At 59.8% G+C, this 24,603-nt stretch carries 27 protein-coding genes, 1 tRNA gene and 2 pseudogenes; 12 read left to right on the top strand and 18 right to left on the bottom strand.

Features of this window, described 5'->3' with window-relative positions; translation table 11 throughout:
* Positions 1–36: 36 nt before the first annotated feature.
* Positions 37–729, bottom strand: a complete 693-nt coding sequence (gene ung, locus FBX99_RS12425) for a uracil-DNA glycosylase (protein WP_144929203.1) — start codon at positions 727–729, stop codon at positions 37–39.
* 131 nt (positions 730–860) lie between these two features.
* Between ung and FBX99_RS12420 the strand changes: the two genes are divergently transcribed.
* Positions 861–1,973, top strand: a complete 1,113-nt coding sequence (locus tag FBX99_RS12420) for an enoyl-CoA hydratase/isomerase family protein (RefSeq protein WP_145131723.1) — start codon at positions 861–863, stop codon at positions 1,971–1,973.
* 157 nt (positions 1,974–2,130) lie between these two features.
* Here the strand turns inward: FBX99_RS12420 and FBX99_RS29160 are convergent, their stop codons facing one another.
* Positions 2,131–2,514, bottom strand: coding sequence for a hypothetical protein (locus FBX99_RS29160; protein WP_144929208.1), 384 nt, complete (start codon positions 2,512–2,514; stop codon positions 2,131–2,133).
* A gap of 396 nt (positions 2,515–2,910) precedes the next feature.
* Here FBX99_RS29160 and FBX99_RS12410 point away from each other — a divergent pair.
* The 5 genes and pseudogenes from FBX99_RS12410 to FBX99_RS12390 form a co-directional block, all read left to right on the top strand.
* Positions 2,911–3,516: pseudogene (locus FBX99_RS12410) on the top strand (GGDEF domain-containing protein); the annotation flags it as partial.
* A complete protein-coding gene (locus tag FBX99_RS12405) occupies positions 3,509–3,727 on the top strand; it encodes a cysteine-rich CWC family protein (protein WP_144929212.1) in 219 nt (72 codons plus the stop codon). The pseudogene FBX99_RS12410 and the gene FBX99_RS12405, both read left to right, overlap by 8 nt.
* 33 nt (positions 3,728–3,760) lie before the next feature.
* Positions 3,761–4,453 carry a pseudouridine synthase gene (locus FBX99_RS12400; protein WP_144929214.1) on the top strand — a complete coding sequence of 231 codons (693 nt, stop codon included), beginning with the start codon at positions 3,761–3,763 and terminating at the stop codon, positions 4,451–4,453.
* Between the two features lie 310 nt (positions 4,454–4,763).
* A complete protein-coding gene (locus FBX99_RS12395; RefSeq protein WP_144929216.1) occupies positions 4,764–5,648 on the top strand; it encodes an alpha/beta fold hydrolase in 885 nt (294 codons plus the stop codon).
* Between the two features lie 157 nt (positions 5,649–5,805).
* Positions 5,806–5,879: transfer RNA gene (locus FBX99_RS12390), tRNA-Gly, on the top strand.
* Between the two features lie 140 nt (positions 5,880–6,019).
* Here the strand turns inward: FBX99_RS12390 and FBX99_RS12385 are convergent.
* The 3 genes from FBX99_RS12385 to FBX99_RS12375 form a co-directional block, all read right to left on the bottom strand.
* Positions 6,020–6,352 (bottom strand): type II toxin-antitoxin system HicB family antitoxin, encoded by a 333-nt coding sequence (locus FBX99_RS12385; protein WP_144929218.1) that lies wholly within the window; start codon positions 6,350–6,352, stop codon positions 6,020–6,022.
* Positions 6,349–6,603: a type II toxin-antitoxin system HicA family toxin gene (locus FBX99_RS12380; RefSeq protein WP_145131721.1), complete on the bottom strand. Its 255-nt coding sequence runs from the start codon at positions 6,601–6,603 to the stop codon at positions 6,349–6,351. Before FBX99_RS12380 ends, FBX99_RS12385 begins: the two co-directional genes overlap by 4 nt.
* A 287-nt stretch (positions 6,604–6,890) precedes the next feature.
* Positions 6,891–7,670 (bottom strand): SDR family NAD(P)-dependent oxidoreductase, encoded by a 780-nt coding sequence (locus FBX99_RS12375; protein WP_145131719.1) that lies wholly within the window; start codon positions 7,668–7,670, stop codon positions 6,891–6,893.
* Positions 7,671–7,946: 276 nt separating this feature from the next.
* Here FBX99_RS12375 and FBX99_RS12370 point away from each other — a divergent pair, with 276 nt between their 5' ends.
* Positions 7,947–9,974: a hypothetical protein gene (locus tag FBX99_RS12370; RefSeq protein WP_144929224.1), complete on the top strand. Its 2,028-nt coding sequence runs from the start codon at positions 7,947–7,949 to the stop codon at positions 9,972–9,974.
* A 95-nt stretch (positions 9,975–10,069) separates the two neighbouring features.
* Here the strand turns inward: FBX99_RS12370 and FBX99_RS12365 are convergent, their stop codons facing one another.
* Complete coding sequence (locus FBX99_RS12365) at positions 10,070–10,546, bottom strand: Lrp/AsnC family transcriptional regulator (protein ID WP_144929226.1); 477 nt, start codon at positions 10,544–10,546, stop codon at positions 10,070–10,072.
* A 142-nt stretch (positions 10,547–10,688) separates the two neighbouring features.
* Between FBX99_RS12365 and FBX99_RS12360 the strand changes: the two genes are divergently transcribed.
* Together FBX99_RS12360 and FBX99_RS12355 are read left to right on the top strand one after the other, a co-directional pair.
* Positions 10,689–11,318, top strand: a complete 630-nt coding sequence (locus FBX99_RS12360) for a LysE family translocator (RefSeq protein WP_144929228.1) — start codon at positions 10,689–10,691, stop codon at positions 11,316–11,318.
* A gap of 73 nt (positions 11,319–11,391) precedes the next feature.
* Positions 11,392–11,574, top strand: a pseudogene (locus tag FBX99_RS12355) (type II toxin-antitoxin system HicB family antitoxin); the annotation flags it as partial.
* A gap of 38 nt (positions 11,575–11,612) precedes the next feature.
* Here the strand turns inward: FBX99_RS12355 and FBX99_RS28880 are convergent.
* Positions 11,613–11,759, bottom strand: coding sequence for a hypothetical protein (locus tag FBX99_RS28880; protein WP_178111909.1), 147 nt, complete (start codon positions 11,757–11,759; stop codon positions 11,613–11,615).
* A 175-nt stretch (positions 11,760–11,934) separates the two neighbouring features.
* On the opposite strand from FBX99_RS28880, the gene FBX99_RS12350 reads away from it, so the two are divergent.
* Positions 11,935–12,339 (top strand): low affinity iron permease family protein, encoded by a 405-nt coding sequence (locus tag FBX99_RS12350; protein ID WP_055134305.1) that lies wholly within the window; start codon positions 11,935–11,937, stop codon positions 12,337–12,339.
* A gap of 49 nt (positions 12,340–12,388) precedes the next feature.
* Here the strand turns inward: FBX99_RS12350 and FBX99_RS12345 are convergent, their stop codons facing one another.
* The 3 genes from FBX99_RS12345 to FBX99_RS12335 all read right to left on the bottom strand — a co-directional run bounded on the left by FBX99_RS12345 (position 12,389) and on the right by FBX99_RS12335 (position 15,537).
* Positions 12,389–13,297, bottom strand: a complete 909-nt coding sequence (locus tag FBX99_RS12345; protein WP_144929230.1) for an SDR family oxidoreductase — start codon at positions 13,295–13,297, stop codon at positions 12,389–12,391.
* Positions 13,298–13,370: 73 nt separating this feature from the next.
* Positions 13,371–13,874 (bottom strand): DUF4142 domain-containing protein, encoded by a 504-nt coding sequence (locus FBX99_RS12340; protein ID WP_055134307.1) that lies wholly within the window; start codon positions 13,872–13,874, stop codon positions 13,371–13,373.
* Between the two features lie 313 nt (positions 13,875–14,187).
* Entirely contained in the window at positions 14,188–15,537 is a 1,350-nt protein-coding gene (locus FBX99_RS12335; RefSeq protein WP_144929231.1) for a diguanylate cyclase domain-containing protein, read from the bottom strand.
* A 460-nt stretch (positions 15,538–15,997) separates the two neighbouring features.
* On the opposite strand from FBX99_RS12335, the gene FBX99_RS12330 reads away from it, so the two are divergent.
* Entirely contained in the window at positions 15,998–17,233 is a 1,236-nt protein-coding gene (locus FBX99_RS12330) for an aminotransferase class I/II-fold pyridoxal phosphate-dependent enzyme (RefSeq protein ID WP_144929233.1), read from the top strand.
* A 37-nt stretch (positions 17,234–17,270) separates the two neighbouring features.
* Here FBX99_RS12330 and FBX99_RS28875 read toward each other — a convergent pair whose 3' ends face one another.
* Complete coding sequence (locus FBX99_RS28875; RefSeq protein ID WP_178111907.1) at positions 17,271–17,423, bottom strand: hypothetical protein; 153 nt, start codon at positions 17,421–17,423, stop codon at positions 17,271–17,273.
* Between the two features lie 42 nt (positions 17,424–17,465).
* Positions 17,466–18,614: an L-threonine dehydrogenase gene (gene yiaY, locus FBX99_RS12325; protein ID WP_144929235.1), complete on the bottom strand. Its 1,149-nt coding sequence runs from the start codon at positions 18,612–18,614 to the stop codon at positions 17,466–17,468.
* A gap of 141 nt (positions 18,615–18,755) precedes the next feature.
* On the opposite strand from yiaY, the gene FBX99_RS12320 reads away from it, so the two are divergent.
* Positions 18,756–19,775, top strand: coding sequence for a DUF4917 family protein (locus tag FBX99_RS12320; RefSeq protein WP_145131717.1), 1,020 nt, complete (start codon positions 18,756–18,758; stop codon positions 19,773–19,775).
* A 48-nt stretch (positions 19,776–19,823) separates the two neighbouring features.
* Here the strand turns inward: FBX99_RS12320 and FBX99_RS12315 are convergent, their stop codons facing one another.
* From FBX99_RS12315 to FBX99_RS12290, 6 genes are all read right to left on the bottom strand, one after another.
* A complete protein-coding gene (locus tag FBX99_RS12315; RefSeq protein ID WP_144929239.1) occupies positions 19,824–20,168 on the bottom strand; it encodes a YegP family protein in 345 nt (114 codons plus the stop codon).
* 71 nt (positions 20,169–20,239) lie between these two features.
* Positions 20,240–20,821, bottom strand: a complete 582-nt coding sequence (locus FBX99_RS12310; protein WP_144929241.1) for a DJ-1/PfpI family protein — start codon at positions 20,819–20,821, stop codon at positions 20,240–20,242.
* Positions 20,822–21,027: 206 nt separating this feature from the next.
* Positions 21,028–22,245, bottom strand: a complete 1,218-nt coding sequence (locus FBX99_RS12305; protein WP_145131715.1) for an SAM-dependent methyltransferase — start codon at positions 22,243–22,245, stop codon at positions 21,028–21,030.
* A 132-nt stretch (positions 22,246–22,377) separates the two neighbouring features.
* Positions 22,378–22,995 (bottom strand): TPM domain-containing protein, encoded by a 618-nt coding sequence (locus tag FBX99_RS12300; RefSeq protein ID WP_144929245.1) that lies wholly within the window; start codon positions 22,993–22,995, stop codon positions 22,378–22,380.
* A 28-nt stretch (positions 22,996–23,023) separates the two neighbouring features.
* Positions 23,024–23,779 carry a YgcG family protein gene (locus FBX99_RS29380; RefSeq protein ID WP_144929247.1) on the bottom strand — a complete coding sequence of 252 codons (756 nt, stop codon included), beginning with the start codon at positions 23,777–23,779 and terminating at the stop codon, positions 23,024–23,026.
* 123 nt (positions 23,780–23,902) lie between these two features.
* Entirely contained in the window at positions 23,903–24,511 is a 609-nt protein-coding gene (locus FBX99_RS12290) for a LemA family protein (protein ID WP_047701804.1), read from the bottom strand.
* Positions 24,512–24,603: the final 92 nt, after the last annotated feature.

Below are 24,603 nucleotides of genomic sequence, written 5' to 3'. Positions count from 1 at the left end.
GGGCTTGCTCGCGATGAGGCCCGCATTGCCGAACACTTAAACCGGCGGCAACCGCCAATCGATCGGCGCCTCGCCATGTTGTTGGAGAAACTTGTTGGTCCGGCTGAAATGGCCGCAGCCGATGAAACCTCGGTGGGCCGACAGCGGTGACGGATGGACCGAAGTCAGCACCAAATGCTTGGTGGCATCGATCAGCGTCTGCTTGCTCTGGGCATGGGCGCCCCACAACAGGAACACCAAGTGCGGCTGGTGTTCGCTGACGACTTCAATGATCCTGTCGGTAAAGTGTTGCCAGCCTTTTTTGGCGTGGGCGTTGGCATTGGCGCGCTCCACGGTCAGGGTCGTGTTGAGCAGCAACACGCCCTGGTCGGCCCAGCTTTGCAGGTAGCCGTGATTCGGAATGTCGATGTTCAGGTCGCGCTTCAGTTCCTTGTAGATGTTCACCAGGGACGGCGGTGTCGGCACACCCGGCTGTACCGAGAAGCACAAGCCATGGGCCTGGCCTGGACCGTGGTAAGGGTCCTGGCCGAGAATCACCACCTTGACCTTATCCAGCGGCGTGGAATTGAGGGCATTGAAAATCAGTGGAGCCGGCGGATAGATCTCCTTGCCAGCAGCGTATTCACTGCGTAGGAACTCACGCAACTCCGCCATGTAGGGTTGGTCGAACTCGGCACGCAGTGCCTGCTTCCAGCTCGGTTCGAGTTTGATACGGTCGTCAGCAGTCATGGTTGCATCCGGTAAAAAACAATGGGCGCACCCTAGGAAAGCCTACATGGCTTGTCAATTGATCTGACGCAGAACCGGCACTTTCCCACGCAGCGTTCATACTGAACATTCAATTTCTGATCGAGGTCACGATGAATCTGCACTTCGAAGAGCTCACGGGCATCACGGGGGCCCGTATCGGCATCGCTACCCTGGACGCCGAAAAATCCTTGAACGCCCTGTCCTTGCCGATGATCAACGCCTTGCGCGATCGTCTCGATGTCTGGGCCCGGGAACCACAGATCGTTTGTGTATTACTGCGCGGCAACGGCGCCAAGGCCTTCTGCGCAGGGGGCGAAGTACGCAGCCTGGTGGAAGCCTGTCGTGCCCATCCCGGCGAAGTGCCGCCGATGGCGGCGCAATTCTTCGCGGCGGAATATCGCCTGGACTTCAACTTGCACACCTATCCCAAGCCCTTGGTGTGCTGGGGCCACGGCTACGTGCTCGGCGGCGGCATGGGCCTGTTGCAGGGCGCCAGCACCCGGATCGTCACACCAAGCAGTCGCCTGGCGATGCCGGAAATCAGCATCGGCCTGTACCCGGATGTCGGCGCCAGTTGGTTCCTGTCGCGCCTGCCGGGCAAGCTCGGGCTGTTTCTCGGCCTGACCGGCGCCCACATGAACGCCCGGGACGCCATCGACCTGGGCCTGGCCGACCGATTCTTACTGGACGAACAACAGGACGATCTGATCGAAGGCCTGCTGCAGCTCAACTGGCAGGAACAGACCGACATGCAACTCAACAGCCTGCTCAAGGCCTTGGCGCGCGAAGCGTCCGAGCAGTTACCCGAAGCCCAGTGGTTGCCACGTCGGCAACAAATCGACGAATGGTTGGATGTCAGCGACGTGCGCTGCGCCTGGAAGGCCCTCAGCTTGCTGGTGGAGCATCCGGACCCGCTGATTGCCAAGGCTGCCAGGACCATGACCGAAGGCTCCCCGTTGACCGCCCATCTGGTCTGGGAACAGATCGCCCGGGCTCGGCATTTGTCCTTGGCCAGCGTGTTTCGCATGGAATACACATTGAGTCTCAACTGCTGCCGGCATCCTGAATTCAGCGAAGGGGTGCGGGCCCGGTTGATCGACAAGGACCAGAAACCCCGCTGGCACTGGCCGGACATCAACCATGTGCCGGAAGCGGCAGTGGAGGCGCACTTTCACAAAGCCTGGGAAGGACGGCATCCGCTGGCGGATCTGGCTAATGAGTGAATGAAACCGTGTGGGACCGAGCCTGCTCGCGATAGCGGTGTGTCAGCCAACCTTGACGGCACTGACCCGACGCTTTCGCAAGCAGGCTCGCTCACACAGGTTTTGCTACAGGCGAAAAAAAGCGGCGCTCGATGCGCCGCTTTCAATAATCTGGAGATCAGCGGTGATTGCCCCGTCCATCATGATCGCCCCGACCACGCCGATCATGCCCGCCACGCCGATTATCATCCCAACCACCCCGGTAACGGCCGTCCCAGCCGCCCCGACTCGGATAAGACCGATAGGCCGCTCGCGGTGGTGAATAATAATAGCGAGGGCCGGGTTGATAGTAGCGCGGCGAATAATAGCGCGGCGCCGATTGGTAATACCTGGGTGCCGAATAGTAGCGCGGCCCCGAGTAGTAACTCCCACCGCCGTAATAGACCGGCGCCGGTGAGGTATAGACCTCCGAACGGTAATAGCTCGAGTCTCCGTCGTAGTAAGGCACGCATGCCGAAAGAGTCAAACCGAGAAACGCAATGAGCAGCAATCGTCGATACATGGCGGCCTCCTGGACCGCGAATGAGCCACATCAGCGACGCTGATGGGCGGCAGCCACCTTTCGGTAACTGTCGACTAATCTGACAACGAAAACGGAATCTGGTGCGATTTGGCAATAAGTTGAAACATGTAGCTTTTTGCCTGTTTTCCAGACCTTGCCCCCTTCCTCGCCACAGACCGCCCCTCTACAAATCCCATTGCCATTTCCTACAAGCCACTAAACTGAATCCATCCGATCGCCGCTCAGGGAATCGCCATGTCGCCTCGTTCGCCGTTGTATTCCCAACGCAAACCGCTCCTGACACTGGCGGTACTGTTGGGTACGAGTTTTCTGGTGATTTCGCTGCTGGGCTATTACGTCGCCCACACCTCGATCCGTGACCACCAGATCAAGGTCCTGTACCTGAACCTCGTGATCGGCCTGCTGGTCACGCTGGTGGTGTTGGCGGTGCTGTGCCGGATCATCGGGGGTTATCAACGCCGCATCGACGCCCAGGCAACGCTCGACAGCCTGACCGAATTGCCGAACCGTCGTGGCTTCGACCTGCTGGCCGTGCAAGCCCTGCACGAAGCCCAGCGCGAGCCCAAACCCTTGACGGCGCTGCTGGTGGAGCTGGACGATTTCAAGCGACTGGACACCACCCATGGTCACATCGTCAGCGACCAGCTGCTGAGCGGATTTGCCCGCGACCTGAGCGATAGCCTGCGGCATTCGGACATCGTGTGTCGCTGGAGCACCGACGCCTTTGTCGTCCTGCTCAAGGACACCGACGGACAGACAGGTCTGAAAATCGCCGAGAAAATTCGTCAGCACATCGAGAAGCAGCGCTATTTCTGCAGTGGCAAACAACTGTTGGCAACCGTCAGCATCGGCCTCACCACCTTGCAAGACAACGACGCCTTGCACAGCCTGCTGTCGCGGACCGATCATGCACTGCAACGTGCCCGACAGACCGGAAGCAACCGAACCTGCGTTGAGATGCCCCACTCCAGTTATGAATAAACCCGACCTGTGCCCTGCCTGCGGCAGCGCCAACGACTGCACCCTGGCCAACCCGAAAACAGCCGACCGAACCTGCTGGTGCTACGGCGTGAGTATCGACCCGGCTGTGCTCGAGGCATTGCCGGTCGAGCTGCGCGAACAATCCTGCCTGTGCCCGCGCTGCGCCCAGGTCGAAAGCCAATTGCGCGCCAGACAGCCACCGATCGCGTAAGATCCCCACCTCCGCTCCTATGCCTGAATACCCATGCGTGTCGACCGTTTCCTCAGCAATCTGCCGCGCTTCAATCGCCAACAGGTCCGGTTGTTGTTGGTGACGCGCCGGGTGCGAATCGACGGCCTGGTGATCAGCGACCCGCACGCCCAGGTCCGTGAGTTCAGCCGTGTCGAAGTCGACGACGAACTGTTGCAGGCAGGCCGACCGGCGCGGTATTTCATGTTGCATAAACCTGCCGGCTGCGTCAGTGCCACGCGCGATCCGCAGCACCCCACCGTACTCGATTGGCTGGACGAACCGGACAAGGACGACCTGCACATCGCCGGACGTCTGGATTTCAACACCACCGGGCTGATGCTGATCACCAATGACGGCAACTGGTCGCGACGCCTGACCCAGCCGCAAACGAAGCTGCCAAAGGTCTACTACGTCGAGACCGAGCAGACCATCACTGCCGAGTACGCCATCACCTTCGCCCGAGGCCTGTACTTTGCCTTCGAAGACCTCACCACCCAGCCTGCGGAGTTGACACTGCTGGGCCCGAAGTCGGCGCGGCTGAGCATCGTTGAAGGACGCTATCACCAGGTCAAACGCATGTTCGGCCACTTCGACAACAAAGTGCTGCGCCTGCATCGCGAACGCATGGGGCCGCTTTCGCTGGACGCCGATCTCGAGCCGGGCCATTACCGCGCCTTGACCCCGGCAGAGGTCTGCCTGATCTGATCAGACGACCGTCGGGCAGAAGCGTCGAACAATTTTCAAAAGGACACTTGCGCAACGGCCGTCCCCCTGCTTGAATCAAACCGTCGGCCGAAATGTGACCGATGAGTCACCCCATACCTCTAAGAAACTTTTTGTCGGCCGCAACCCTCTGGTTGCGCCTTGCCCGCCGACAGACTGCCCGCCAAATAACAACACCCGTCGACCGCTTCCTTGGGATCGACTTGGGCCTTATCTTCCAGGCGAATGCCTACCTGTCACATTGCCCGTGCAATCTCATTGCGCGCATACCCGCTTGCCAGGAGTCTATGACATGAGGCCAGAAATCGCTGTGCTGGATATACAGGGTCAGTATCGGGTTTACACGGAGTTCTATCGCGCAGACGCCGCACAAAAGACCATCATTCTGGTCAACGGCTCGCTGGCCACTACCGCGTCGTTTGCACAGACCGTCAAGAACCTTCATCCGCAATTCAACGTCGTACTGTACGACCAACCGTACGCAGGCAAGTCCAAGCCCCACAACCGGCACGAGAAGATGCTGACGAAGGAGGTCGAGGGCCAGATCCTGCTGGAACTGATCGATCATTTCGCCGCCGAACACGTGTTGTCATTCTCATGGGGCGGCGCCGCCACGTTGACCGCATTGTCCCATCGCCCACGGCGCATCGAAAAAGCAGTGATCAGCTCATTTTCACCGGTTCTCAATGCCCCCATGCGCGACTACCTCGAACGTGGCGTCGATTACCTGAGCAGCCTGGACGGCGACCGGGTGGGGCATCTGGTCAACAGCACCATCGGCAAACACCTGCCACCGCTGTTCAAGCGCTTCAACCATCGCCATGTCAGCAATCTGGCCGAGCATGAATATGGACAGATGCATTTCCACATCAGCGAAGTGCTCCAGAGCGACCTGCGCTGCTATGCAACGGCCGCAAAAAAAATCAACGTACCGGTGCTGTTCCTCAACGGTGAATGGGACGAATACACCTCGGCCGCCGACGCCAGGCTGTTCGCCGACTATGTGCAACACAGTACGTTCAGCACGCTGCAAGCCACCGGGCACTTCCTGGACATGGAACACAAGGCCGCCTTCCGGGACAGCCGTAACGCGTTGCTCGGCTTCCTCAAGCCGGGCCACCACGAAAGTCGACCGCGTTACAGCCAGATGCAGGGCTACCATGCACTGGCAATCTGAAACCGCGTCCTCGCGAGCAAGCTCCGTCCCCTCGACAACGGGGCTTGCCCGCGAATGACCGCTCTGGTTTGAGGCTTGGGTTGCCCGGGAACCTCGCCGCAGGCAAAGAAAAACTTCAAATCCGCGCCCACATCTGGTACAAAGTCAGCCGCTCTGAGCGGGTGTCGTATAATGGCATTACTCCAGCTTCCCAAGCTGATAACGAGGGTTCGATTCCCTTCACCCGCTCCAATCGAATTCTGGTCTCGCGTCATGGTGGTTTTGACGAGGGATATAAAAAACCGGCACTGAGTGGCCGGTTTTTTTGGTCTTGAATTTACGATTACGCCATGGCTGAGCGCGATGAGTCAGGACTGATGCCGTAGCCTGTCTCAGGCGTGCGCCTCACGATCAAGCACATCAGCCACCCACTGGTTGATGCTCTTGTGAGCAAGCTGAGCTTTTACGGCGACTGTTGCATGGAGCGCGGGGGCGAGGCGTAGGCTGAGATTGCCAGAATAGGGCTTTTGCGGTGCCCGTCCCAGTTTGGCACACGTCTCCAAATAATCAGTCACCGCCTCTTCAAACGCTGCCCGAAGCTCGCTGACAGATTCGCCGTGAAAGCCTACGATATCCTTGATACCAGCGATGTGGCCTACAAAGAGACCGTCTTCATCGCTGTAGTCAATCCGAGCGGCATAGCCTTGATAATTCATAACGTTCACGGGATAACTCCTGCTTGTTCAAGGAAAGCCCGAGCATCACGTACCTGGTAGGGCTTTGCTTCTTTGTCTGGGTGGGGGCGGTGGAATGTTGCGACCACACCGTTCAATTCGAAACGTACACGCGATCCACTGCCTTCGATGGTCTTGGCACCCGTTGCGCTGAGCAACGACTCAATACGAGCCCACTCCAGCGTTGAAGGTGTCGGCCTAGAGAATATGGCTCTGAGCGTGCCGAGCTGCTTGTTGTTCATGGTATTACACCGTGATACCAAAAAAAAGATACATCATCTGCGCTTGACGTCGCTGATGCATGAGCTGCACCGATCAACAACGTAAAAACTCAGTTGACTAAGAGATTCAGCGGTCCTGTTGAACCGCCATGAAATATCGGGGGGATTATTATTAGAACGCTCTGCGAAGCTGACGAATCTGTTCTACGGAGCACTATTTCTCATCTACTCAGTCATGGGTAGCGGGCTGTTCCCGCTTAGCTCGTAGGCCCAATCAGAGAGTTACGTATGAAAAAGGATCGTCTTTTTCACGCTCGGCCTTTGTTCTCGGAAAGGCAGTTGCCCCCATCCACCACCAGAACCTCGCCCGTAATGTAGCTGGACTCCGGGGAAGCCAGAAAAGCGACCGCCGCAGCCACCTCATCCGGTCTACCGGCACGCCCGACAGGAACATACTGCGCTGCGCTCATTTCCTCCGCCGTGCTGGACTGCGTCGCGATCCACCCAGGAGCAACTGAGTTCACAGTGATACCGTACGGCGCGACTTCCAGCGCCAGGCTCATGTTCATGCCCACCATCCCTGCTTTCGCCGCCGCATACGCGGCCTCGCCGGGGTTGCTGACGCGGGTGCCAGTGGTAGAACTGATCTGGACGATGCGTCCGTAACGACGATTCTGCATTCCCGGCAACACCGCGCGGGTCAGCAGGAATGCAGTGGTCAGATTACGGGCAATCGAAGTGTTCCACAGCTCGACGCTCATAGTGGCCACTTCAGCGAACGTTTCAGGTTCCCCCTGAACCGCCATGCCGGCGTTGTTCACGAGTATATCGATCCGCCCCCATAGCGATTCAGCCCAGGTCACCAGTTCGTCGACCTGGGCCGGTTGAGTAAGATCCGCAGCACGTCCTTGCACCTCATGACCTTCCGCACTCAGTTGCGCGACGCGATCATGGATACGGGCACTGCTGCCGGTGATGATCAGTTTTGCACCCGCCTCCCCGAGCCGTCGCGCGATAGCCAGGCCAATCCCATGTTCGCTGCCAGCGCCACTGACCAATGCGACCTGACCATTCCAGCTTTTGACCATTGCACGGCTCCACAAAGAGACACACGAAGACAGTTTGACTGTCCAGAGTAGACGCCAGGCGCCCGCTTCGATGCAATGAAGATTCTGAACGGCAGGGAATGGCAGAAGCGGGTGGCCTGTCTTGGGCAATAAAACCGGCTTGTTAATCCTATTTTTCGTAAATAAAGAGGCCACAGGCCACTAGCACGGTACGGATACCGGACTAGACTTTCAACGCTTCGCAGCCACGAAGCATCACTCAAAAGCTGCTTTTATCCGCGGATAGGGAGATCTCTCATGTTCAGCCTCGACGCCTCTGGATATACGAAAAGCGCCACCGCCCCTGCATTTGCCACAGTTCCGCCCGTCAATGCCGGCATCGAAAGCACCAGCGTGACCGTTGTCTGGCAGAATATTCTGCAAAGTGACGTGCTTCAGATGCTCTCGGAAATCAATCCTCCTTTGACCGGTTCCTTCATTGATTACCGCTACTGGGCAAACGGCATTCTCCGTTGGGCACTGAGCCAGCAGGACGGCAATGGCAACCCGCTTTATGCTTTCGCTATCCCGTCATGGGAAACGGGCTTCGATGACAACGGCAATCCCGTCGTCGGGGCATTTCTGTTCCCTGTGGGGACCCAGGTCACCGTGCTCCAACCCAGCGACGACGAACTCAACGCCGCGTTGGCGAGTGTCTATGGCAACCAGCCGCCCCTCACATTGACCACGAACCAGACCGGCGATCCTGACGAGCGCCGCTGGGCCGCTGCCGCCCATGCCTATGCCCTGTCGCAAAACGACGCCAACGGTAACGCCTACGTGGCCGGCATCCCGAGCTGGGAAATGGCGGTCGAAGGTGACCAGACCATCCGCGGTGTTTTCGCTTTCAGCAACACCCCTGGTATCCAAGTGTTCGAGGCTGGTCGAGCCGCCCTCATGGATCAGATCCTCGCGGGCATTCTCGAACCCTTGAACAGCCCGAACCTGATGGATACGAACATGAGTGTCCTCGCCGTGGCCGCCAACCGTTGGGCCATGCGCTACGGTGCTGTATGCGGCGCCGCTACCTTTGGCTATTGCTCGGCCCAATACCCCGAGGGAGGCGAGTGGTACACCCTCTTCACCCACGACATTGTCATCTGTTTTGCGCCACAGCAGCCGACCATGGACCTGCTGCAATCCATCGTCGATCAGCCCGCAGTCGCCTGGCCTGATTTCAACGGTGCCTACTCGGCGCTGTGCATCGTGCTTGGCAATATCATCAATGGCGCGAACTCCAATGACCCACTCGATCCGCGTGAGCTGGCTGTGGCTTCTCCCGCCTGGTCCCCGAACACCGTCGCCAACCAGCTCGACAACTGGTTGCAATTCGACACGGACGGCAACTACAGCCTGTCTCCAACCGCACCGGCGGCGCCGACCGGCGTGGCCGCTGACGACTGGCTCCAAATCATCTATACCGTCTGGCAGGAGATGAGCGCCGTCGAACAACTCCAATCCCTCTACACCTACACCCAAGGAACCCTGAACACAGCCCAAGGCACGGCAAATAGCCTGATAAGCGGCGCTATCGCCAACATGCAAGCCAAGACCGACGACAGTACGCTGCTGGACTTCGGCCAGTTGCTCAAGGACCTCGGTTATTCGCTGGTATGGTTCTTCTCCGGAACCACTGCTGCCTGGGCCAACCTGGCGGCGGTTGCCGTGACCGATGTCATTCGTGTGATCACCAACACCCTCGGCGGGACGTCCAGTTCGATCACCATCAGCCAGTACTGGGATCAGGTCGCTGACTCCTTCGAAGCGAGCAACAAGAGCCTCAGTCACTTCTACACGACCATCGCCGGCGACCATGGACGCCTGGTGAACTTCTACAGGTATGCCGACAACGGTAACCTCCCGATACCCACCGGCAACAACGGCGGTTCCTCGACGGACTACGACAGTTCCACTGCCACCGCCATGGCCAACGGGCTGATGCTGCAGGCCTACCAGAACCTGATGCCGCTCTACTGGGCAATCGCCTGGGCCTACCCCAATCCATACGTCGGCCCGGGATACAGTGCTTATATTCCACTCACCATTCCAGAAGCTCCGGAAGGCACCTATGTCGAGGGGACGTATTACGAGTTTGCGATCGTCTGGAGCAGCAGTGGCGTCATCAAAAGCTATCCGACGCCGGCGATGATGACGGACCTCACTGACACACTGAACGTCAATCTGATGGATGTCCTGGCGCGGACCCAGCCCTGGCTCGGTATCACCGCTTGGTTTGGCTGGTTCGCCGGCACCCAGGTCAACTTGCAAGGCCCTTATACCCGCTGATCCGTAAACACTAGCCCCAACGGCGCGGCGCCCGCGCCGTTGGGGTTAGCCACGCGTCCGAATTGCAATTTGCACCGTAGCCGGTAAAGGCTGACTCATGCCCCAGGCAAATGCCCCAACGGCAACGGTCCCGGGGTCTTCACGGTATGAATCGCAAAGTTACTGCGAATATCACTGACCCCCGGCAGCTTGAGCAGTCGCCCCGTAAGAAAGCGGTCGTACGCCCGTAAGTCCGGCACTACCACCTGCAGCAGGAAGTCCGACTCTCCCGATACCAGAAACGCTGAAATCACCTCCGGCAACGCCGTGACAGCCTGGCGAAATGCGTCAGCCTGTTCGTCGTTATGCCGTTCAACCTTGATACCGACGAATATCGTCAACCCAAGGCCCACTTCATCCCGGTCGAGGACAGCCTGGTAGCCGCGAATCACACCGGCCTCTTCGAGCATCCGCACGCGGCGCAGACACGGCGAGGGTGACAGGCCGATCTCCTCGGCCAGTTGCACATTGCTCAGGCGGCCATCGCGTTGCAACGCGGCGAGGATCTTGCGATCGAAGGCATCGAGTTTCATAGCTTGGCATTATCCAGATTCTTTTATTTGATTGTTGGCAGGTTATGCCAACTTTTGCCAATTTAGAAGCTGACTTCGCAACCACCTGCCCTGCCCTTCCACCTTAGACTGGCATTCTCAAACGTTACGGAGGGGGCGTCGCATGACAGAGTTCTGGTTGTTCTTGATGGCTTTGACGGTGGTATATCTGTTACCGGGACCCGACATGATTCTGTTGCTGCAAACCGGTGCACGTCAGGGTAAAGGTCCGGCACTGGCGACGGCGGTGGGCTTGGGAGTCGCTCGGGGATGTCATGTCGCATTGGCTGCGTTGGGGCTCTCGGCATTATTCAAGACCGCGCCCTGGACCTTCGACGCAGTGCGCCTGGCCGGTGCGGCCTACCTGCTGTGGATCGGCTTTCAATGCCTGCGGAGCACATTGTTGCCAAGCTTTGAAGCGGCCGGTATCGAACCTGGAAAACAGCGCGGGAGGCAGGCGATTCGGCGCGGGTTGTTGACCAATCTGCTCAACCCCAAGGCATTACTGTTCTGTTCGATATTGCTGCCACAGTTCATCGATCCACGGAGCGGTTCGGTACTTGGGCAATTTGCGACCCTCGGTGTGATTCTTGTCGGCGTTGGCTTGCTGTTCGATTGCGCCTACGCACTAGTGGGGGTGGCGCTTGGCCGCTGGTTGCAACGCTCCCCTTCAGCCCAGCGTATGCAGCAGTGGTTGTTTGGGAGCCTGTTGATCGGGTTTGCGGTGCGGCTGACATTTGTGCGGCAGGCGTAGAGTACCGGAGTCTCGAAACGGCTCGACAAATACGAGTCCAAATCCGGGGGCTGCTTCGCAGCCCCTCCCTTACACCTGGGCGCTGGTGGACATTGATGTGACCAAGTACCTGGGCAAGGCGCAGAAACTCAATATCACCCTGCCCGGCTACCTGCTGAACCGTATCGATGAATATGTACTGCATCATCCGGAAGAAAAGAGCCGCTCCGGTTTCCTGGCTTCGGCAGCGCTCAAGGTGTTGCAGCAGGGGCGGTAAACCGCTGGAAACAAAACCTGTGGGAGCGAGGTCGAGGTCTATTTTTTCTGGGCGTCGGATTCTTTCATCTGCACCGAAGATTGGGTGCCGTCAGTGTTGTCCTTGGTTTCATTGTCCGAATTGTCGAAACAGCCTTGCAGGACGAGCAGGCTACAGGCGAGGCAGAACGTGCGCGTGAGGTTCATGGTGTACTCCGGCTGTGGGCTTTAAGGAGTGACCGATGAAGGCAGCAAATGGTTGCGACAGACTTCAGCCAGGACGACAGACGTTCGCCCCAGGGCCGCACCTAAATGTAAGTAGAATTTTCAGCGAGGCGTTGCTGTCACACCAGACAGGTGCAATCCCATAAGGAACACAGCAATGACCTTCGCAAAAATCGCGCAAAAACTGTCCCTGTGGGCGGGGAGCCCCAAGACATTCCTTGGGGCAATCGTGCTGCTCGTGCTTTGGGCGTGCAGCGGGCCACTGTTCAAGTTCAACGATACGTGGCAACTGATCATCAACACATCCACGACGATCATTACCTTCCTGATGGTGTTCCTGATCCAGAATACGCAGAACCGCGACACCGATATCCTGCACCTGAAGATCGACGAATTGTTGCGCGCGACCAGCGAAGCGCAAAACGCAATGCTCGGGCTCGAGGCGCTGGATCTCAAGCAATTGGAAGCATTGAGGAAGCATTACCAAGCCATGGGACAAGGCGAGGCTAAAAGCCTGGAAGGGTTGGAAAAGAAAAGCAAGATCGATCTGAATCAGTGCTGATCGCGCTGGCGCGAGTGGCGTGGTGCCACTCGCGCATGCTGAACGTGCCTCAAGGCAGCGGGTTACCCCCGGTCACGCCGAAGACTTCGCCAGTGATGTAGCTCGACTCCTGGGATGCCAACAGTACATACAGCGGCGCACATTCGGCCGGCTGCCCGGGACGCTTCATCGGCACCTGGGAGCCAAAGGTAGGAATCTTCTCCTGGGGTTGTCCGCCGCTGGGTTGCAGTACCGTCCAGATCGGTCCGGGCGCAACCGCGTTGACGCGGATACCCTTACCGATCACCTGCCCCGCCAATGCCTTGGTGAAGGCCACGATGGCCGCCTTGGTGGTGGCGTAATCCAGCAGCGTCGCGGACGGATCGTAGGATTGGATCGAGGCGGTGTTGATGATCGTCGCCCCTGCCGGCATCAGTGGCACCGCAGCCTTGCAGATCCAGAACATCGCGTAGATGTTGGTTTTCATGGTGTCATCGAATTGCGCGGTAGTGATGTCGGCGATGTCCTTTTGCGCCTCCTGCTTGCCGGCAACGTTTACCAGGATATCCAGGCCCCCCAATTGCTCGTGGGCGCTCCTCACCAGTTGGACGCAGAAGGCTTCGTCCTTGAGATCACCGGGAATCGCAATGGCTTTACGGCCTTCGGCTTCGATCAGTTCGATGACTTGCCGAGCGTCGCGCTCTTCGCTGGGCAGGTAATTGATCGCGACATCGGCCCCCTCCCGGGCGTAGGCAATGGCGGCTGCGCGGCCAATACCCGAGTCGGCGCCGGTCACCAGCGCCTTGCGACCTTCCAGGCGGCCGAAGCCTTGATAGCTTTTTTCACCATGGTCGGGCTTGGGCACCATGTCCTGGTCGATACCGGGTGGCGATTGCGGCTGGTCTGGAAACGGTGGACGGGGATACTGAGTCAGCGGGTTCTGCATCGCGTATTGGTTGGGTTCTCGGCGTGTAGACATCGAGGTTCTCCTTTCGGCGGGCAAGAAAAGCCGGGCGCGAAAGCCCCGGCCCTGAATATAAGACATGCCGCGATCAGCGACTGGCCTGCAGTGCCCTGGCCATTTCCAGATGGGTCTGCAATTTCGGCAAGGTTTCATCGGCAAACGCTTTGATTTCCGGCACTTCGGTGGTCTTGGCTTCCTGTTCGATCTGCGCGATGGCTTCCTCGGTAGCCTTGACCTGGCTGGCGGCATAAGCGGCCTCGAACGACTCGCCTTCCTGCATCTGCGGGATCATGGTCTTGGCCTTGTCAGCGACCTCCTCCCGTGGTGCGACAGGCAGGTCGAGTTTTTTCGCAATCTTGGCCAGGTGCTGGTTGGCGGTGGTGCGGTCGTTGATCACCATGATGGTGTAATCCTTCACCTCCCTGGACTCGGCTTTGCCGTGGGCCATGCGACTGGCCTCGATGTCGGCCATGCCTTTGGCGGAGGCATCGTTGATGAATTCGGCTGGCGATTGGGCCCAGGCACTGTTGGCACCCAGGCCCATCAGCACGACGAGACTGGTGGTGCGAAAAAAGGTAGCCATCCGGCTCATGGTCGCGCCCTCCTCGTAGTTGAACGTTCGGGCAGGTCTCCTGCCTCTGAATCAGAACCACTGATGACCGCTCAGCGACCGCCTTTCGGCTGTCGACGGTCATGATGGTGGTTCTCCCACTTTTGCGACCCGCTTAAGCCACCTTGGTTCGATTGCGGGCGATGTTCTCGGGATGAATGCTGCGTGAACCCGGCATGCCCCGGCCCTCAAGAACCATGGATATCGGCGAGCAAGGCCCACCTGACATTCGAAAGGACCAGGAGCGCAAAGGTTTGAATAAACCAGCGACGCCACGACGAACGGTGACGTGCTTTCAGATGCCGAAGGCTCTGTGGTTCTGGCGTTTGGCGGCGTACATCGCTTCGTCGGCATGGCGGAAAAGTGCCACGTCTTCGATACCGTGGTCCGGGAAACAGGCCACGCCGATGCTCGGCTCGATGCTCAGGCAGTGTTCGCCCAGTCGCAGCGGCTGGGTCAACGCCTGACGGATTTTTTCTTGCACACCATGGGCATCTTCCAGTGCCTGGATGCTATGGAGCAGCACCACGAACTCATCGCCACCAATGCGCGCAACCGTGTCGGAATCACGTACACAGCCTTGGAGCCGACTGGCCACCGCTTGCAACAGCAGGTCACCGACACCGTGGCCGTAGGTGTCGTTGACCTGTTTGAAGCGGTCCAGGTCGATATACAGCAATGCCATGCGCCCTGACGCCAGGCGGGCACTCGCCAGAGCGGCCTTGAACCGTTCACGCAGCAGTTCGCGATTCGGCACCTGGGTCAGCTGGTCGTACTGCGCCATGCGCTGCAAGCGGGCGTGCAGTTGCTGGCGCTCGATGGCCAGGGTGATCTGCGAGCAGACGTACTGCAGCAATTCCATGTCCTGCTCGGTGTAGCGCTCCTTGTCCTGGGCACTCTTGAGGATCATTGCGCCAATCGTGCCATTTTGCGAGTTCAGCGGCACACCCAGCCAGCACGGCGCGTCCGGCTGCTCCACGAGGTCAAAAAAAGCGGGTGGCAGTGGATTGCAATCAGGCGTCAGCAGGATCGGCTGACCACTGCGGATCACCTCGGTGGACAAGCGCCTGGTAATCGTCCCCGGCAGTTCGGGTTGCCGTTCCTGATCGTCGACGTGATAGGCAAAATTCAATTGGGCGCATTGTTCATCGTACAGCGCCACCGAGAAGTTCAGGGCCGGCAGCCACTCACCGATGATCAGGTGGATACGCTTGAAGAGCGCGAGCAGGTCTGCCGCGGCATGGGCCGCTTCGGAAATGGCGTACAGCGCCGCCTGTCGGGACTCGGCCAGTTTACGTTCGGTAATGTCCCGGGCCACGGCGATGCGCAATTGATCAATTTCTGACCAGCGCGCTGACCACAGGATATGCACCACCCGACCGTCCTTGCGCAGGTAGCGATTCTCGAAGTTGAGCTTGGGCTCGCCGTCCATGATCTCCCGCGCCGCCTCGAGAGTACGCTGGCGGTCGCCGGGGTGAACCAGTTCGATCATCGGCCGACCGATCAGCTCCTGAGGGGTGTAACCGAAAATGCGTTCGCAGGCGGCACTGACAAACACGAAACGCCCCTGTCCGTCGACGGCACACACGGCGTCCAGCAAAAGGTCGATGTAACTGGCCAGCGGCGCGGAATCTCGAGTACCCATTGGCTGAAAGCCATCCGGAGAATGCAGCAGTGGGCGAATCGGGTGATCGGACATACACCCCACGATACAAAGAGGATAGCGCAGCCAATCAAGCCACCCGAGAAAATTGATTGCAATAAGCCATCTATGGCTGATCGGTATGACCGAGCGGCCCATCCCGGGAACTCCGCAAAGGAAATGGATGTTACGCCCTTTTACCAATACCTTGACAGCGCTTCAGGCCAGGGAAAACGCAGCGGATCCGGGGCCATCCGACTAAACCCACCGAGCTCCGACTCACCGTAGGGAATCCCCGTCCACGTTCATAGGCAAGGTCCTACACGGAAGACTCCGGCAGCCCTCAAACACGCCAGAAACAGCCGATTCAAAGCCTTGCGCGGTGGTCTGTAAAGTCCAGAAACACACAGATATTGAAACAACCCACGGACTGCAGCTCTCAACCAAGGAATGTCATCGCACCATGAACCAGATCGCGCAACCCACCCATCGCTTCACCAACTATCGCAAGGTCATTTCCCTCGCGGATCAGGACTGGCAATGTGCCGAGGCCGGAAAGATCTCGGGGCTCAACGTCGAGGTCAAGACGCCCAACGTCCTGGTCGACCAGCACGGTCGCACCCTCCACCACTTCTGTACGACATCCTACCTGGGCCTGGACTATCATCCCGCCTTGCTGGACGGCGCCATGACCGCGCTCTGGGAAACCGGGACCCTGCGTGTCGCCACCCCTAAGAATCGCTGCAAGCTGGCGATCCTGGCCCAATACGAAACCCAACTGTCGGAACTGTTCGGCGCCAGTTGTCTGAGTGCCTTGTCCTGCAGCGCGGCAAGCGCCGGGATCCTGCCGCTGCTGGCCAGCGGTGCCCTCACGGGCAATCGACCACCCGTCATGGTCTTCGACAAGCATGCCCACTATTCGATGACCCACTTCAAGACCGCTTGCGCCGATGAAACCCAGGTCATCACCTGCCCACATAACGACATGGACTTCATCGAGGACCTGTGCAAGCGCGAACGCAACGTCGCCTACGTGACTGACAGCGCCTACAGCATGGGCGGCATGGCGGACCTGGACAGCCTGCTGTTTCTCAAGCAGCGGTACGGCCTGTTCCTGTACCTGGACGACTCCCACGCGTTGTCCTCCGTCGGTAAGTGCGGTGCGGGGCTGGTCCGCTCGCGCCTGCCTGCCGTGGACGAACGCACGCTGATCGTCGCCTCGCTGGCCAAATCGTTCGGCGCCAGTGGCGGGTTGGCCATGTTCGGCAGTGAGCGGCATAAAGCACTGGTACAGCGTTACGGTGGGCCGAGCAACTGGTCCCAAAGCCTGAACGCAGCGGCCATCGGTGCCGGCATGGCCTCGATCCGCCTGCATCGCAGCCGGGAGCTGGTGTCGTTGCAGGAGCGTTTGCAGGTTAATATCCGCCTCTTCGACAAACTTGTCCGTACCGAGCAGCGCGGCAACCCGATGGCGATACGTCTGGTGCCCTGTGGTGAAGCCGCCCTGGCGAACCGCCTGGCGGTTGAACTGGCCGAGCTGGGGTACCTCACGTCGGCGGTCTTTTTCCCCGTGGTGCCACAAGACCAGGCGGCCATACGCATTACCCTGCGCGCCGACATGGAAGCGAATGTGATCCAGTCCTTTTGCGAACAGATCACCAGCCTGCTGCAGGCCCACGGGCGTGATATCCGCCCCTGACACGAGTCATCGATGAAAAGCGGTACAACCCTGATCGTCACTTGCACCACCGTTTCCCTGGCACACTGGGCGGCCAGCGACGGATGATGGGTTGGGGCATCGCGCCGGTGCCCGGCGCTACGCCATGGCACTGAGCGGCTTCCTGCACCAACTGCTGGCCGCTAGCGACCATGGCCTGCATGCAGGCCATGCCGCCTCGGGATCGCTAGTGTGGTGTTTCAAAAATGCCACACTAGAACGCGTTGCGGAAAATTTCCTCGATCTGCCGTTGATCCGCTGCCCGCGGGTTGGTCAAGCCGCAGGCGTCTTTCAGGGCGTTGGCGGCCAGCACCGGCACGTCATCGAGGCGCATGCCCAACTCACGCAGGCCGGCCGGGATCTCCACGTCCCGGGCCAGGCTGACGATCGCGGCGATGGCGGCCTGGGCGCCTTCCTCCGGGCTGGATCGGAACGTATCGCCCCCCATGGCATGGCCCACATCGGTCAGGCGCGTAGCGCACACCGAGGCATTGAAACTCTGCACGTGGGGCAACAGTACAGCGTTGCAAACGCCATGGGGCAAGTCGTAGAAACCGCCCAACTGGTGAGCCATGGCGTGTACGAAACCCAGCGAAGCATTGTTGAATGCCATCCCGGCGAGAAACTGCGCGTAAGCCATGTTCTCCCGTGCCGCCAGATCGTGGCCGTCACGCACCGCCAGGCGCAGGTTGTTGCTGATCAGGGTGATGGCTTTCAGGGCACAGGCATCGGTGATCGGGCTGGCGGCGGTGGACACGTAGGCTTCGACCGCGTGGGTCAGCGCATCCATGCCCGTCGCAGCCGTCAGTCCCTTGGGCATTGCCACCATCAGCGCCGGATCGTTGACTGACATGAGCGGCGTCACGTTACGGTCGACAATCGCCATTTTCACGTGGCGCGATTCGTCGGTGATGATGCAGAAGCGAGTCATCTCGCTGGCGGTGCCAGCCGTGGTGTTGATGGCGATCAGCGGCAATTGCGGCTTGGCCGACCGGTCGACACCCTCGTAGTCGCGGATCTGCCCGCCATTGGTGGCGCACAGGGCAATGCCCTTGGCGCAGTCATGGGGCGAACCGCCGCCCAGCGACACCACGAAATCGCATTGGCTTTCCTTCAACAATCCCAAGCCACTCTCGACGTTCGCGGTGCTCGGGTTGGGCTTGGCACCGTCGAAAATCACCGAGGCGATGTCCTGCAGCGCCAGCAGGTCGGCCACCCTGCCCGCAACGCCGGCCCTGGCCAGCCCCACGTCGGTCACGATGAGCGCCTTGCGAAAACCGTAGTTGCGAATGGCGGTCATGGCCTCGTCGAGGCAACCCAGCCCCATGACGTTCACGGCGGGAATGAAAAAAGTGCTACTCATGGGGACACGCTCCTGGAAGAGGCCGGATCGGCACGGGCCTACAGGATTGACCAGTCAGTCACGCGGTTCCTTGATCTGGCTCAAGAGTCGGTCGTGATAAAGTCGCGCCCTGCCCTTGCCACGTTTTGAGATGACTTTCCAATGACCGACTTCCAGGAATACGACGCCCGGCTTGAAGATTGGGAGACCTTGCGCGCCCATACCGCTTTCAGCGGGCTGCTGGTGGGCAATGGCGCCAGCCGTGCCGTATGGGATGATTTCGGCTATGACTCGCTGTTCGAGAACGCCCGCACCGTCGAGGAAAAGCCCCTGAGCCCGTCGGAGTTGAGCGTGTTCGACGCGCTGCAGACCCGCAGCTTCGAACAGGTGCTCGGTGCGCTGAAAACCACCAGCCGGGTCAACAAGGCCCTCGCCGTCAGCTCCGCCGCCCCGCGCAATCGCTACTACGCGATCAAGGAAGCGCTGATCAACAGCGTGCACGCGGTGCATATCCCATGGCGATTGGTACAGCCATCGACCTTGGCGGCGCTCGGCCAGGAGTTGAGCCGTTATGCCACGGTGTTCACCACCAATTACGACCTGCTCAACCACTGGGCGATCCAGCAGGCGCCGCACGCCATTACCGATCTGTTCACCGGCGCCGACCACAGTTTCGATCTGCGCCAGGCGACCACGGAAAAACCACGGCTGTTGTACCTGCACGGCGGCCTGCACCTGGTGCGCAACCAGGACGGCACGGCGCGCAAGCTCACGTCCACCGAAGGCTCGCTGCTGGGCAATTTCGCCATCAACAACACCCTCAAGACCCTCGACGACGTGCCGCTGTTCGTCAATGAAGGCCCGAGCGAGGACAAGCTCAAGACCATCCGCAGTTCCGACTACCTGTCGTTCTGCTACGACCAACTGCTGCACCACGGCGACAACCTGTGCCTGTTCGGCCACGCACTGGGCGAGCAGGACCGGCATATCGTCCACGCCTTGCGTCAGGCAAAACCACGAACCATGGCGGTCTCGATCTACCCCCGCAGCCAGGCGTTCATCCAGCACCAGAAGCGCCATTACGCCAAGCTGTTCCAAGGATTGGACATGGAACTGCGCTTCTTCGACGCCAAGAGCCATCCGTTGGGCGATCCGAAGCTGTCGGTGCCGGTGGAGGTGTAGGAACAGTAAGGGCTGAGGGGAAGCATTAACTTATGGCATTGATTGCTTTCAAAGCGCCAGCAGGGTCTTGTCCTTGATCATCGTGGTCGGTCCATTCGCCTTGACACTGGCAATGCCCTTGTCCCGGGCGGCGTCCGATGAATAGGTTTCGCTGCTGCCGATCACTTCGTGGTTGGCAGCCTTGAGATTGAAATAGGGATGGCCATCCCTGGTGTTCTTGAGCTCATAGCGCTCGGTCAAGGGGCTGTTCTTCTGCACCGCGGCGATACCTCCATCGGCACCGCTGCGGGTGGCGTACAACTCGCTGGTCAGGATCGTTTCGGCGTTGGCTGCCTTGAGCACGAACCGAAACTGGCCGCTGCTGTGCTTGCTGATTTCGTACCATCCGGACATGATCATTTCCTCGAGAGGTCAAGAGCTTCAAGAGTAAAGACCTGCCCCGCCGGCTCTGCCAGTCGGCGCCACTACAGGGTGATGGCCGTGCCCAACAGCGTCAGGAACCCCGCCAGCCAGTTCGGATGAGCCGGCCAGGCCGGTGCAGTCGCCAGGTTGCCCTGGACATGACCTTCGGTCACCGGAATGTCGATGAAGGTCCCGCCCGCCAGGCGCACTTCCGGGGCGCAGGCCGGGTAAGCACTGCATTCACGCCCTTCCAGAATGCCCGCCGCCGCCAACAACTGTGCACCATGGCACACCGCGGCGATCGGCTTGCCCGCCACATCGAAATCGCGCACCAGTTGCAGGACCTTTTCATTCAGCCGCAAATATTCCGGCGCCCGTCCGCCGGGGATCAGCAGCGCGTCGTAGGCAGCCGCTGCGACATTGGCAAAATCATGGTTAAGGGCGAACAGGTGGCCCGGTTTCTCGCTGTAGGTCTGGTCGCCTTCGAAGTCGTGGATCGCCGTGCGCACGGTCTGCCCGGCGGTCTTGTCAGGGCACACCGCGTGCACGGTATGGCCGACCATCTGCAAGGCCTGGAACGGCACCATCACCTCATAGTCTTCGACATAATCGCCGACCAGCATCAGGATTTTCTTTGCGGCCATGGGTTGGGCTCCTTTGGGAATGCGTGAGGGGTGAACGCATTAAAGGTAGTCCGGCGGGGAAGGCTTCACTTGTCATCTGACGGGCTGCACATAGCCCCTGTGGGAGCGGGCTTGCTCGCGAAAGCGATATGTCAGTCACAGCTCAGTCGCCAGATCCACCGCATTCGCGAGCAAGCCCGCTCCCACAAGGGCCAAGCTCTATCAATTCAGGCGAGATAACCGTCAGCCCGCAGCAGGGTTTCGAGGCAGTGTTCGGTGATGTGGTAGAACGCCTTCAGTTCCTGGATCTTCGCCAGCAGCTCGGCCGGATCGATCGGCGTGGCGCGTTTGACCGCCAGGATCATCTTGTTCTTGTTGGTGTGTTCCAGGGAAATGAACTCGAACACCTTGGTTTCGTAGCCACAGGCCTCCAGGAACAGCGCTCGCAGGCTGTCGGTGACCATTTCCGCCTGCTGGCCCAGGTGCAGGCCATATTGCAGCATCGGCTTGAGCAGCGCCGGGCTCTGGATCTGCAAGCGGATCTGCTTGTGGCAGCACGGCGAGCACATGATGATCGAGGCGCCCGAGCGGATACCCATGTGGATCGCGTAGTCGGTGGCGATGTCGCAGGCATGCAAGGCGATCATCACGTCCACCGCACTCGGCGCCACGCTACGCACGTCACCGTGCTGGAAGCTCAGGCCCGGGTGTTGCAGGCGTGCGGCGGCCTCGTTGCATAGCCGCACCATGTCCTCGCGCAACTCGACGCCGGTCACCACGCCTTCGGCCTGCAAGGTGTTGCGCAGGTAGTCGTGAATGGCGAAAGTCAGGTAGCCCTTGCCCGAACCGAAGTCCGACACCCGTACCGGTTTGTCCAGGTCCAGCGGCGAGGAGGTCAGCGCATGGCTGAAGACTTCGATGAACTTGTTGATCTGCTTCCACTTGCGCGACATGGCCGGGATCAGCTCGTGCTTGTGGTTGGTCACGCCCAGGTCGGCCAGGAACGGCCGACTCAGGTCGAGAAAGCGGTTTTTCTCACGGTTGTGTTCCACCGAGGGCACTTCGCGCAATTGCTGGGGCTTGCTCTTGAACAGTGAAGACTTGCCTTTCTTGCTGTACTCCAACTGTGCCTCGTCGGTGACCGCCAGCAAATGGGCATTCTTGAACGAAGCCGGCAACAACGCCGCGATGGTCGCCACGCCTTCGACCAGCGGGAAATTCTTGGTGATGTCGCGGGTTTTGTAGCGGTAGACGAAAGACAGGCAAGGCTGCTCCTTGACCGTCAGTTGCTTGATGATCAGCCGTTGGAGATCCGCTTCATCACCGACATGCTTGGCCAGCACCAGCTTGATGAACGCGTTCTGGTCGAGGCTGGCCTGCAGCAGCTCGATGAACTGGGCATGGTGATCCGGCGCGGGACGGGCAGGAGTTGCAGTAACGGACATGGAAAAGCGGCCTCGGGGCGGGCGGATCGGGAATGGCGGGTATTTTAGGAGGAATGGGGTGTCAGGGCACGAGGAATTCTTGTGGTGAGGGGGATTTATCCCCTCGCCACAACGGAACTCCGATAGGTAGCGTCAGCCCAGTACCACCAACCGGTTCGGCAGCTCATTGCGTTCGTGAGTCACCGGAACATGGGTTTTGAGCAACTCGCCGCAGGCTTCGATGCAGGTCACAAAGCCTTGCAAGGTCTGCCCCTGGCGGACCTGCTCGGTGAAGGCCGCGACAATGGCCTCCCAGTTCCGGTTATCGAGGCGTCTGGAAATACCCTCGTCCACCAGGATCTCCACGTAGCGCTCGGCCTCGCAGACGAAGATCAGCATTCCGGTACCGCCCACGGTGTGATGCAGGTTCTGTTCGAGAAACTGCCGACGAGCCAGGTTGGACGCCCGCCAGTGGCGCACCGAGCGGGGAATCAAGTGGGTGGTGACCTTCGGAATGCGAAACACCAGGCACAGCACGATGAAACTGATCCACTGCACCAGCAACAGGCTGTGCATGCTCAACCAACCCGTCAGGTAATGCAGCACTCCTGGTACCACCAGGGCCAGCAGGCTGGCCCATAGCAGCGGGATGTAGGCATAGTCGTCGGCGCGCGCAGCGAGCACCGTGACCAGTTCGGCGTCGGTATCCCGCTCGACCCTGGCGATGGCTTCGGCCACCTTGCGTTGTTCGTGTTCAGTCAGTAATGCCATGGTTAAAAGTGCCCGCTCATTATTATTCTCACCAGCCGCCCGACGAACCGCCGCCCCCGAAACTGCCACCGCCGCCGCTGAAACCACCGCCTCCACCACCGCCGAAACCGCCGCCGCCAAAGCCTCCCCCGCTTGAGCCGCTGGAGCCGCCTCCCCCGGCCGGTAGAATCCCCAACACCTGGCAGACCATGATCGTGACGATGAACAACATCACCAGCATCACGAATGTCCACGGATGCCGCGAGACGAAGTCGCCCTCCTCCTGCTCGCCCGCATTGTATGCGGCAGCCGGCTCATCCAGAGGGCTGCCCCCCAACACCACCAGCATTGCCGCGACGCCGTCGCTGATGCCCTTGTCGAAGTTGCCGGTCTTGAACGCCGGGGTGATCACCTGGTTGATGATCACCGAACTCTGGGCGTCGGTCAGACGGTCTTCCAGGCCGTAGCCCACCTCGATGCGCAGTTTACGGTCATCCCGGGCGACGATCAGCAGGGCACCGTTGTTCTTGTCTTTCTGCCCGATGCCCCAGTGGCGCCCCAGCTGGTAGCCGAAGTCTTCGATGCTGGTGCCTTGCAGGTCCGCCAGCGTGACCACCACTACCTGTTCCCCAGTGGCCTGCTCGTGGGCCTTGAGCTGCGCATCCAATTGCTCGCGCACCGACGGCTGAAGCAACTGGGCGGTATCCACCACCCGCCCGGTCAGCGCCGGAAACTTCAGCTCGGCCTGGGCCATGACTGCAAACACCCAGAGCAACAGCACCAGGCCAAATTTCAACACACGCATTGGAACCTCTGTGGGAGCGGGCTTGCTCGCGAAAGCGTTGGGTCAGCGGGCAACATTATTGGATGTGCTGTCGCCTTCGCGAGCAAGCCCGCTCCCACAACGCTTCAAGCTGCCGGGTATCGGTCAGAATTTCACCTGCGGCGCTTTTTCGGCGTCGGGGCTGGTGGCCTCGAAGGTCTGACGGATCGGCAGGTCGCTGTACATCACGCTGTGCCACAACCGCCCCGGGAAGGTCCGGATCTCAGTGTTGTACTTCTGCACCGCCAGGATGAAATCGCGACGGGCCACGGCGATACGGTTCTCGGTGCCTTCGAGTTGCGATTGCAGCGCCAGGAAGTTCTGGTTGGCCTTAAGGTCCGGGTAGCGCTCGGACACCACCATCAGGCGGCTCAGCGCACCGGTCAATTGATCCTGGGCCTGCTGGAACTGCTTGAGTTTTTCCGGGTTGTCCAGGGTGTTGGCATCGACCTGGATCGAGGTGGCCTTGGCGCGCGCCTCGATGACGGCGGTCAGGGTTTCCTGCTCGTGCTGGGCATAGCCCTTGACGGTTTCCACCAGGTTCGGGATCAGGTCGGCGCGCCGCTGGTACTGGTTCTGCACCTGGCCCCAGGCTGCCTTGGCCTGTTCGTCGAGGGTCGGAATCGTGTTGATGCCGCAGCCGGCCAGCAACGCTGTGAACAGCATCAGGGCCAGCATTCGCAAGCCGCTTCGGTGGTTCAGTCGTAGATTCATCGGGTGAAGCTCTCCCTTGCCTTTACATTGGAAAACACGGCCACCTATCCCGCCGGTGTCTGGGGCATAATCTGCCGCCGCACTGGATTGAA

This window comes from Pseudomonas sp. SJZ074, from assembly GCF_007828215.1.
In the GTDB taxonomy this organism is placed as follows: domain Bacteria; phylum Pseudomonadota; class Gammaproteobacteria; order Pseudomonadales; family Pseudomonadaceae; genus Aquipseudomonas.
The sequence above is the reverse complement of the archived record's forward strand: the minus strand, read 5'-3'. Positions and strand labels throughout refer to the sequence as shown.

What these genes read in the sequence shown, in the direction of transcription:
- FBX99_RS12370 (WP_144929224.1), top strand. Translation starts at nt 7,947, where the DNA reads ATGTTCAGCCTCGACGCCTCTGGATATACGAAAAGCGCCACCGCCCCT.
- FBX99_RS12310 (WP_144929241.1), bottom strand. Translation starts at nt 20,821, where the DNA reads ATGGCCGCAAAGAAAATCCTGATGCTGGTCGGCGATTATGTCGAAGAC.
- FBX99_RS28880 (WP_178111909.1), bottom strand. Translation starts at nt 11,759, where the DNA reads ATGAACCTCACGCGCACGTTCTGCCTCGCCTGTAGCCTGCTCGTCCTG.
- FBX99_RS12420 (WP_145131723.1), top strand. Translation starts at nt 861, where the DNA reads ATGAATCTGCACTTCGAAGAGCTCACGGGCATCACGGGGGCCCGTATC.
- FBX99_RS12395 (WP_144929216.1), top strand. Translation starts at nt 4,764, where the DNA reads ATGAGGCCAGAAATCGCTGTGCTGGATATACAGGGTCAGTATCGGGTT.
- FBX99_RS12300 (WP_144929245.1), bottom strand. Translation starts at nt 22,995, where the DNA reads ATGGCATTACTGACTGAACACGAACAACGCAAGGTGGCCGAAGCCATC.
- FBX99_RS12375 (WP_145131719.1), bottom strand. Translation starts at nt 7,670, where the DNA reads ATGGTCAAAAGCTGGAATGGTCAGGTCGCATTGGTCAGTGGCGCTGGC.
- FBX99_RS12365 (WP_144929226.1), bottom strand. Translation starts at nt 10,546, where the DNA reads ATGAAACTCGATGCCTTCGATCGCAAGATCCTCGCCGCGTTGCAACGC.
- FBX99_RS12330 (WP_144929233.1), top strand. Translation starts at nt 15,998, where the DNA reads ATGAACCAGATCGCGCAACCCACCCATCGCTTCACCAACTATCGCAAG.
- FBX99_RS12360 (WP_144929228.1), top strand. Translation starts at nt 10,689, where the DNA reads ATGACAGAGTTCTGGTTGTTCTTGATGGCTTTGACGGTGGTATATCTG.
- FBX99_RS12350 (WP_055134305.1), top strand. Translation starts at nt 11,935, where the DNA reads ATGACCTTCGCAAAAATCGCGCAAAAACTGTCCCTGTGGGCGGGGAGC.
- FBX99_RS12340 (WP_055134307.1), bottom strand. Translation starts at nt 13,874, where the DNA reads ATGAGCCGGATGGCTACCTTTTTTCGCACCACCAGTCTCGTCGTGCTG.
- ung (WP_144929203.1), bottom strand. Translation starts at nt 729, where the DNA reads ATGACTGCTGACGACCGTATCAAACTCGAACCGAGCTGGAAGCAGGCA.
- FBX99_RS12345 (WP_144929230.1), bottom strand. Translation starts at nt 13,297, where the DNA reads ATGTCTACACGCCGAGAACCCAACCAATACGCGATGCAGAACCCGCTG.
- FBX99_RS28875 (WP_178111907.1), bottom strand. Translation starts at nt 17,423, where the DNA reads ATGGCCTGCATGCAGGCCATGGTCGCTAGCGGCCAGCAGTTGGTGCAG.
- yiaY (WP_144929235.1), bottom strand. Translation starts at nt 18,614, where the DNA reads ATGAGTAGCACTTTTTTCATTCCCGCCGTGAACGTCATGGGGCTGGGT.
- FBX99_RS12315 (WP_144929239.1), bottom strand. Translation starts at nt 20,168, where the DNA reads ATGTCCGGATGGTACGAAATCAGCAAGCACAGCAGCGGCCAGTTTCGG.
- FBX99_RS29160 (WP_144929208.1), bottom strand. Translation starts at nt 2,514, where the DNA reads ATGTATCGACGATTGCTGCTCATTGCGTTTCTCGGTTTGACTCTTTCG.
- FBX99_RS12290 (WP_047701804.1), bottom strand. Translation starts at nt 24,511, where the DNA reads ATGAATCTACGACTGAACCACCGAAGCGGCTTGCGAATGCTGGCCCTG.
- FBX99_RS12305 (WP_145131715.1), bottom strand. Translation starts at nt 22,245, where the DNA reads ATGTCCGTTACTGCAACTCCTGCCCGTCCCGCGCCGGATCACCATGCC.
- FBX99_RS12335 (WP_144929231.1), bottom strand. Translation starts at nt 15,537, where the DNA reads ATGGGTACTCGAGATTCCGCGCCGCTGGCCAGTTACATCGACCTTTTG.
- FBX99_RS29380 (WP_144929247.1), bottom strand. Translation starts at nt 23,779, where the DNA reads ATGCGTGTGTTGAAATTTGGCCTGGTGCTGTTGCTCTGGGTGTTTGCA.
- FBX99_RS12320 (WP_145131717.1), top strand. Translation starts at nt 18,756, where the DNA reads ATGACCGACTTCCAGGAATACGACGCCCGGCTTGAAGATTGGGAGACC.
- FBX99_RS12405 (WP_144929212.1), top strand. Translation starts at nt 3,509, where the DNA reads ATGAATAAACCCGACCTGTGCCCTGCCTGCGGCAGCGCCAACGACTGC.
- FBX99_RS12400 (WP_144929214.1), top strand. Translation starts at nt 3,761, where the DNA reads ATGCGTGTCGACCGTTTCCTCAGCAATCTGCCGCGCTTCAATCGCCAA.
- FBX99_RS12380 (WP_145131721.1), bottom strand. Translation starts at nt 6,603, where the DNA reads ATGAACAACAAGCAGCTCGGCACGCTCAGAGCCATATTCTCTAGGCCG.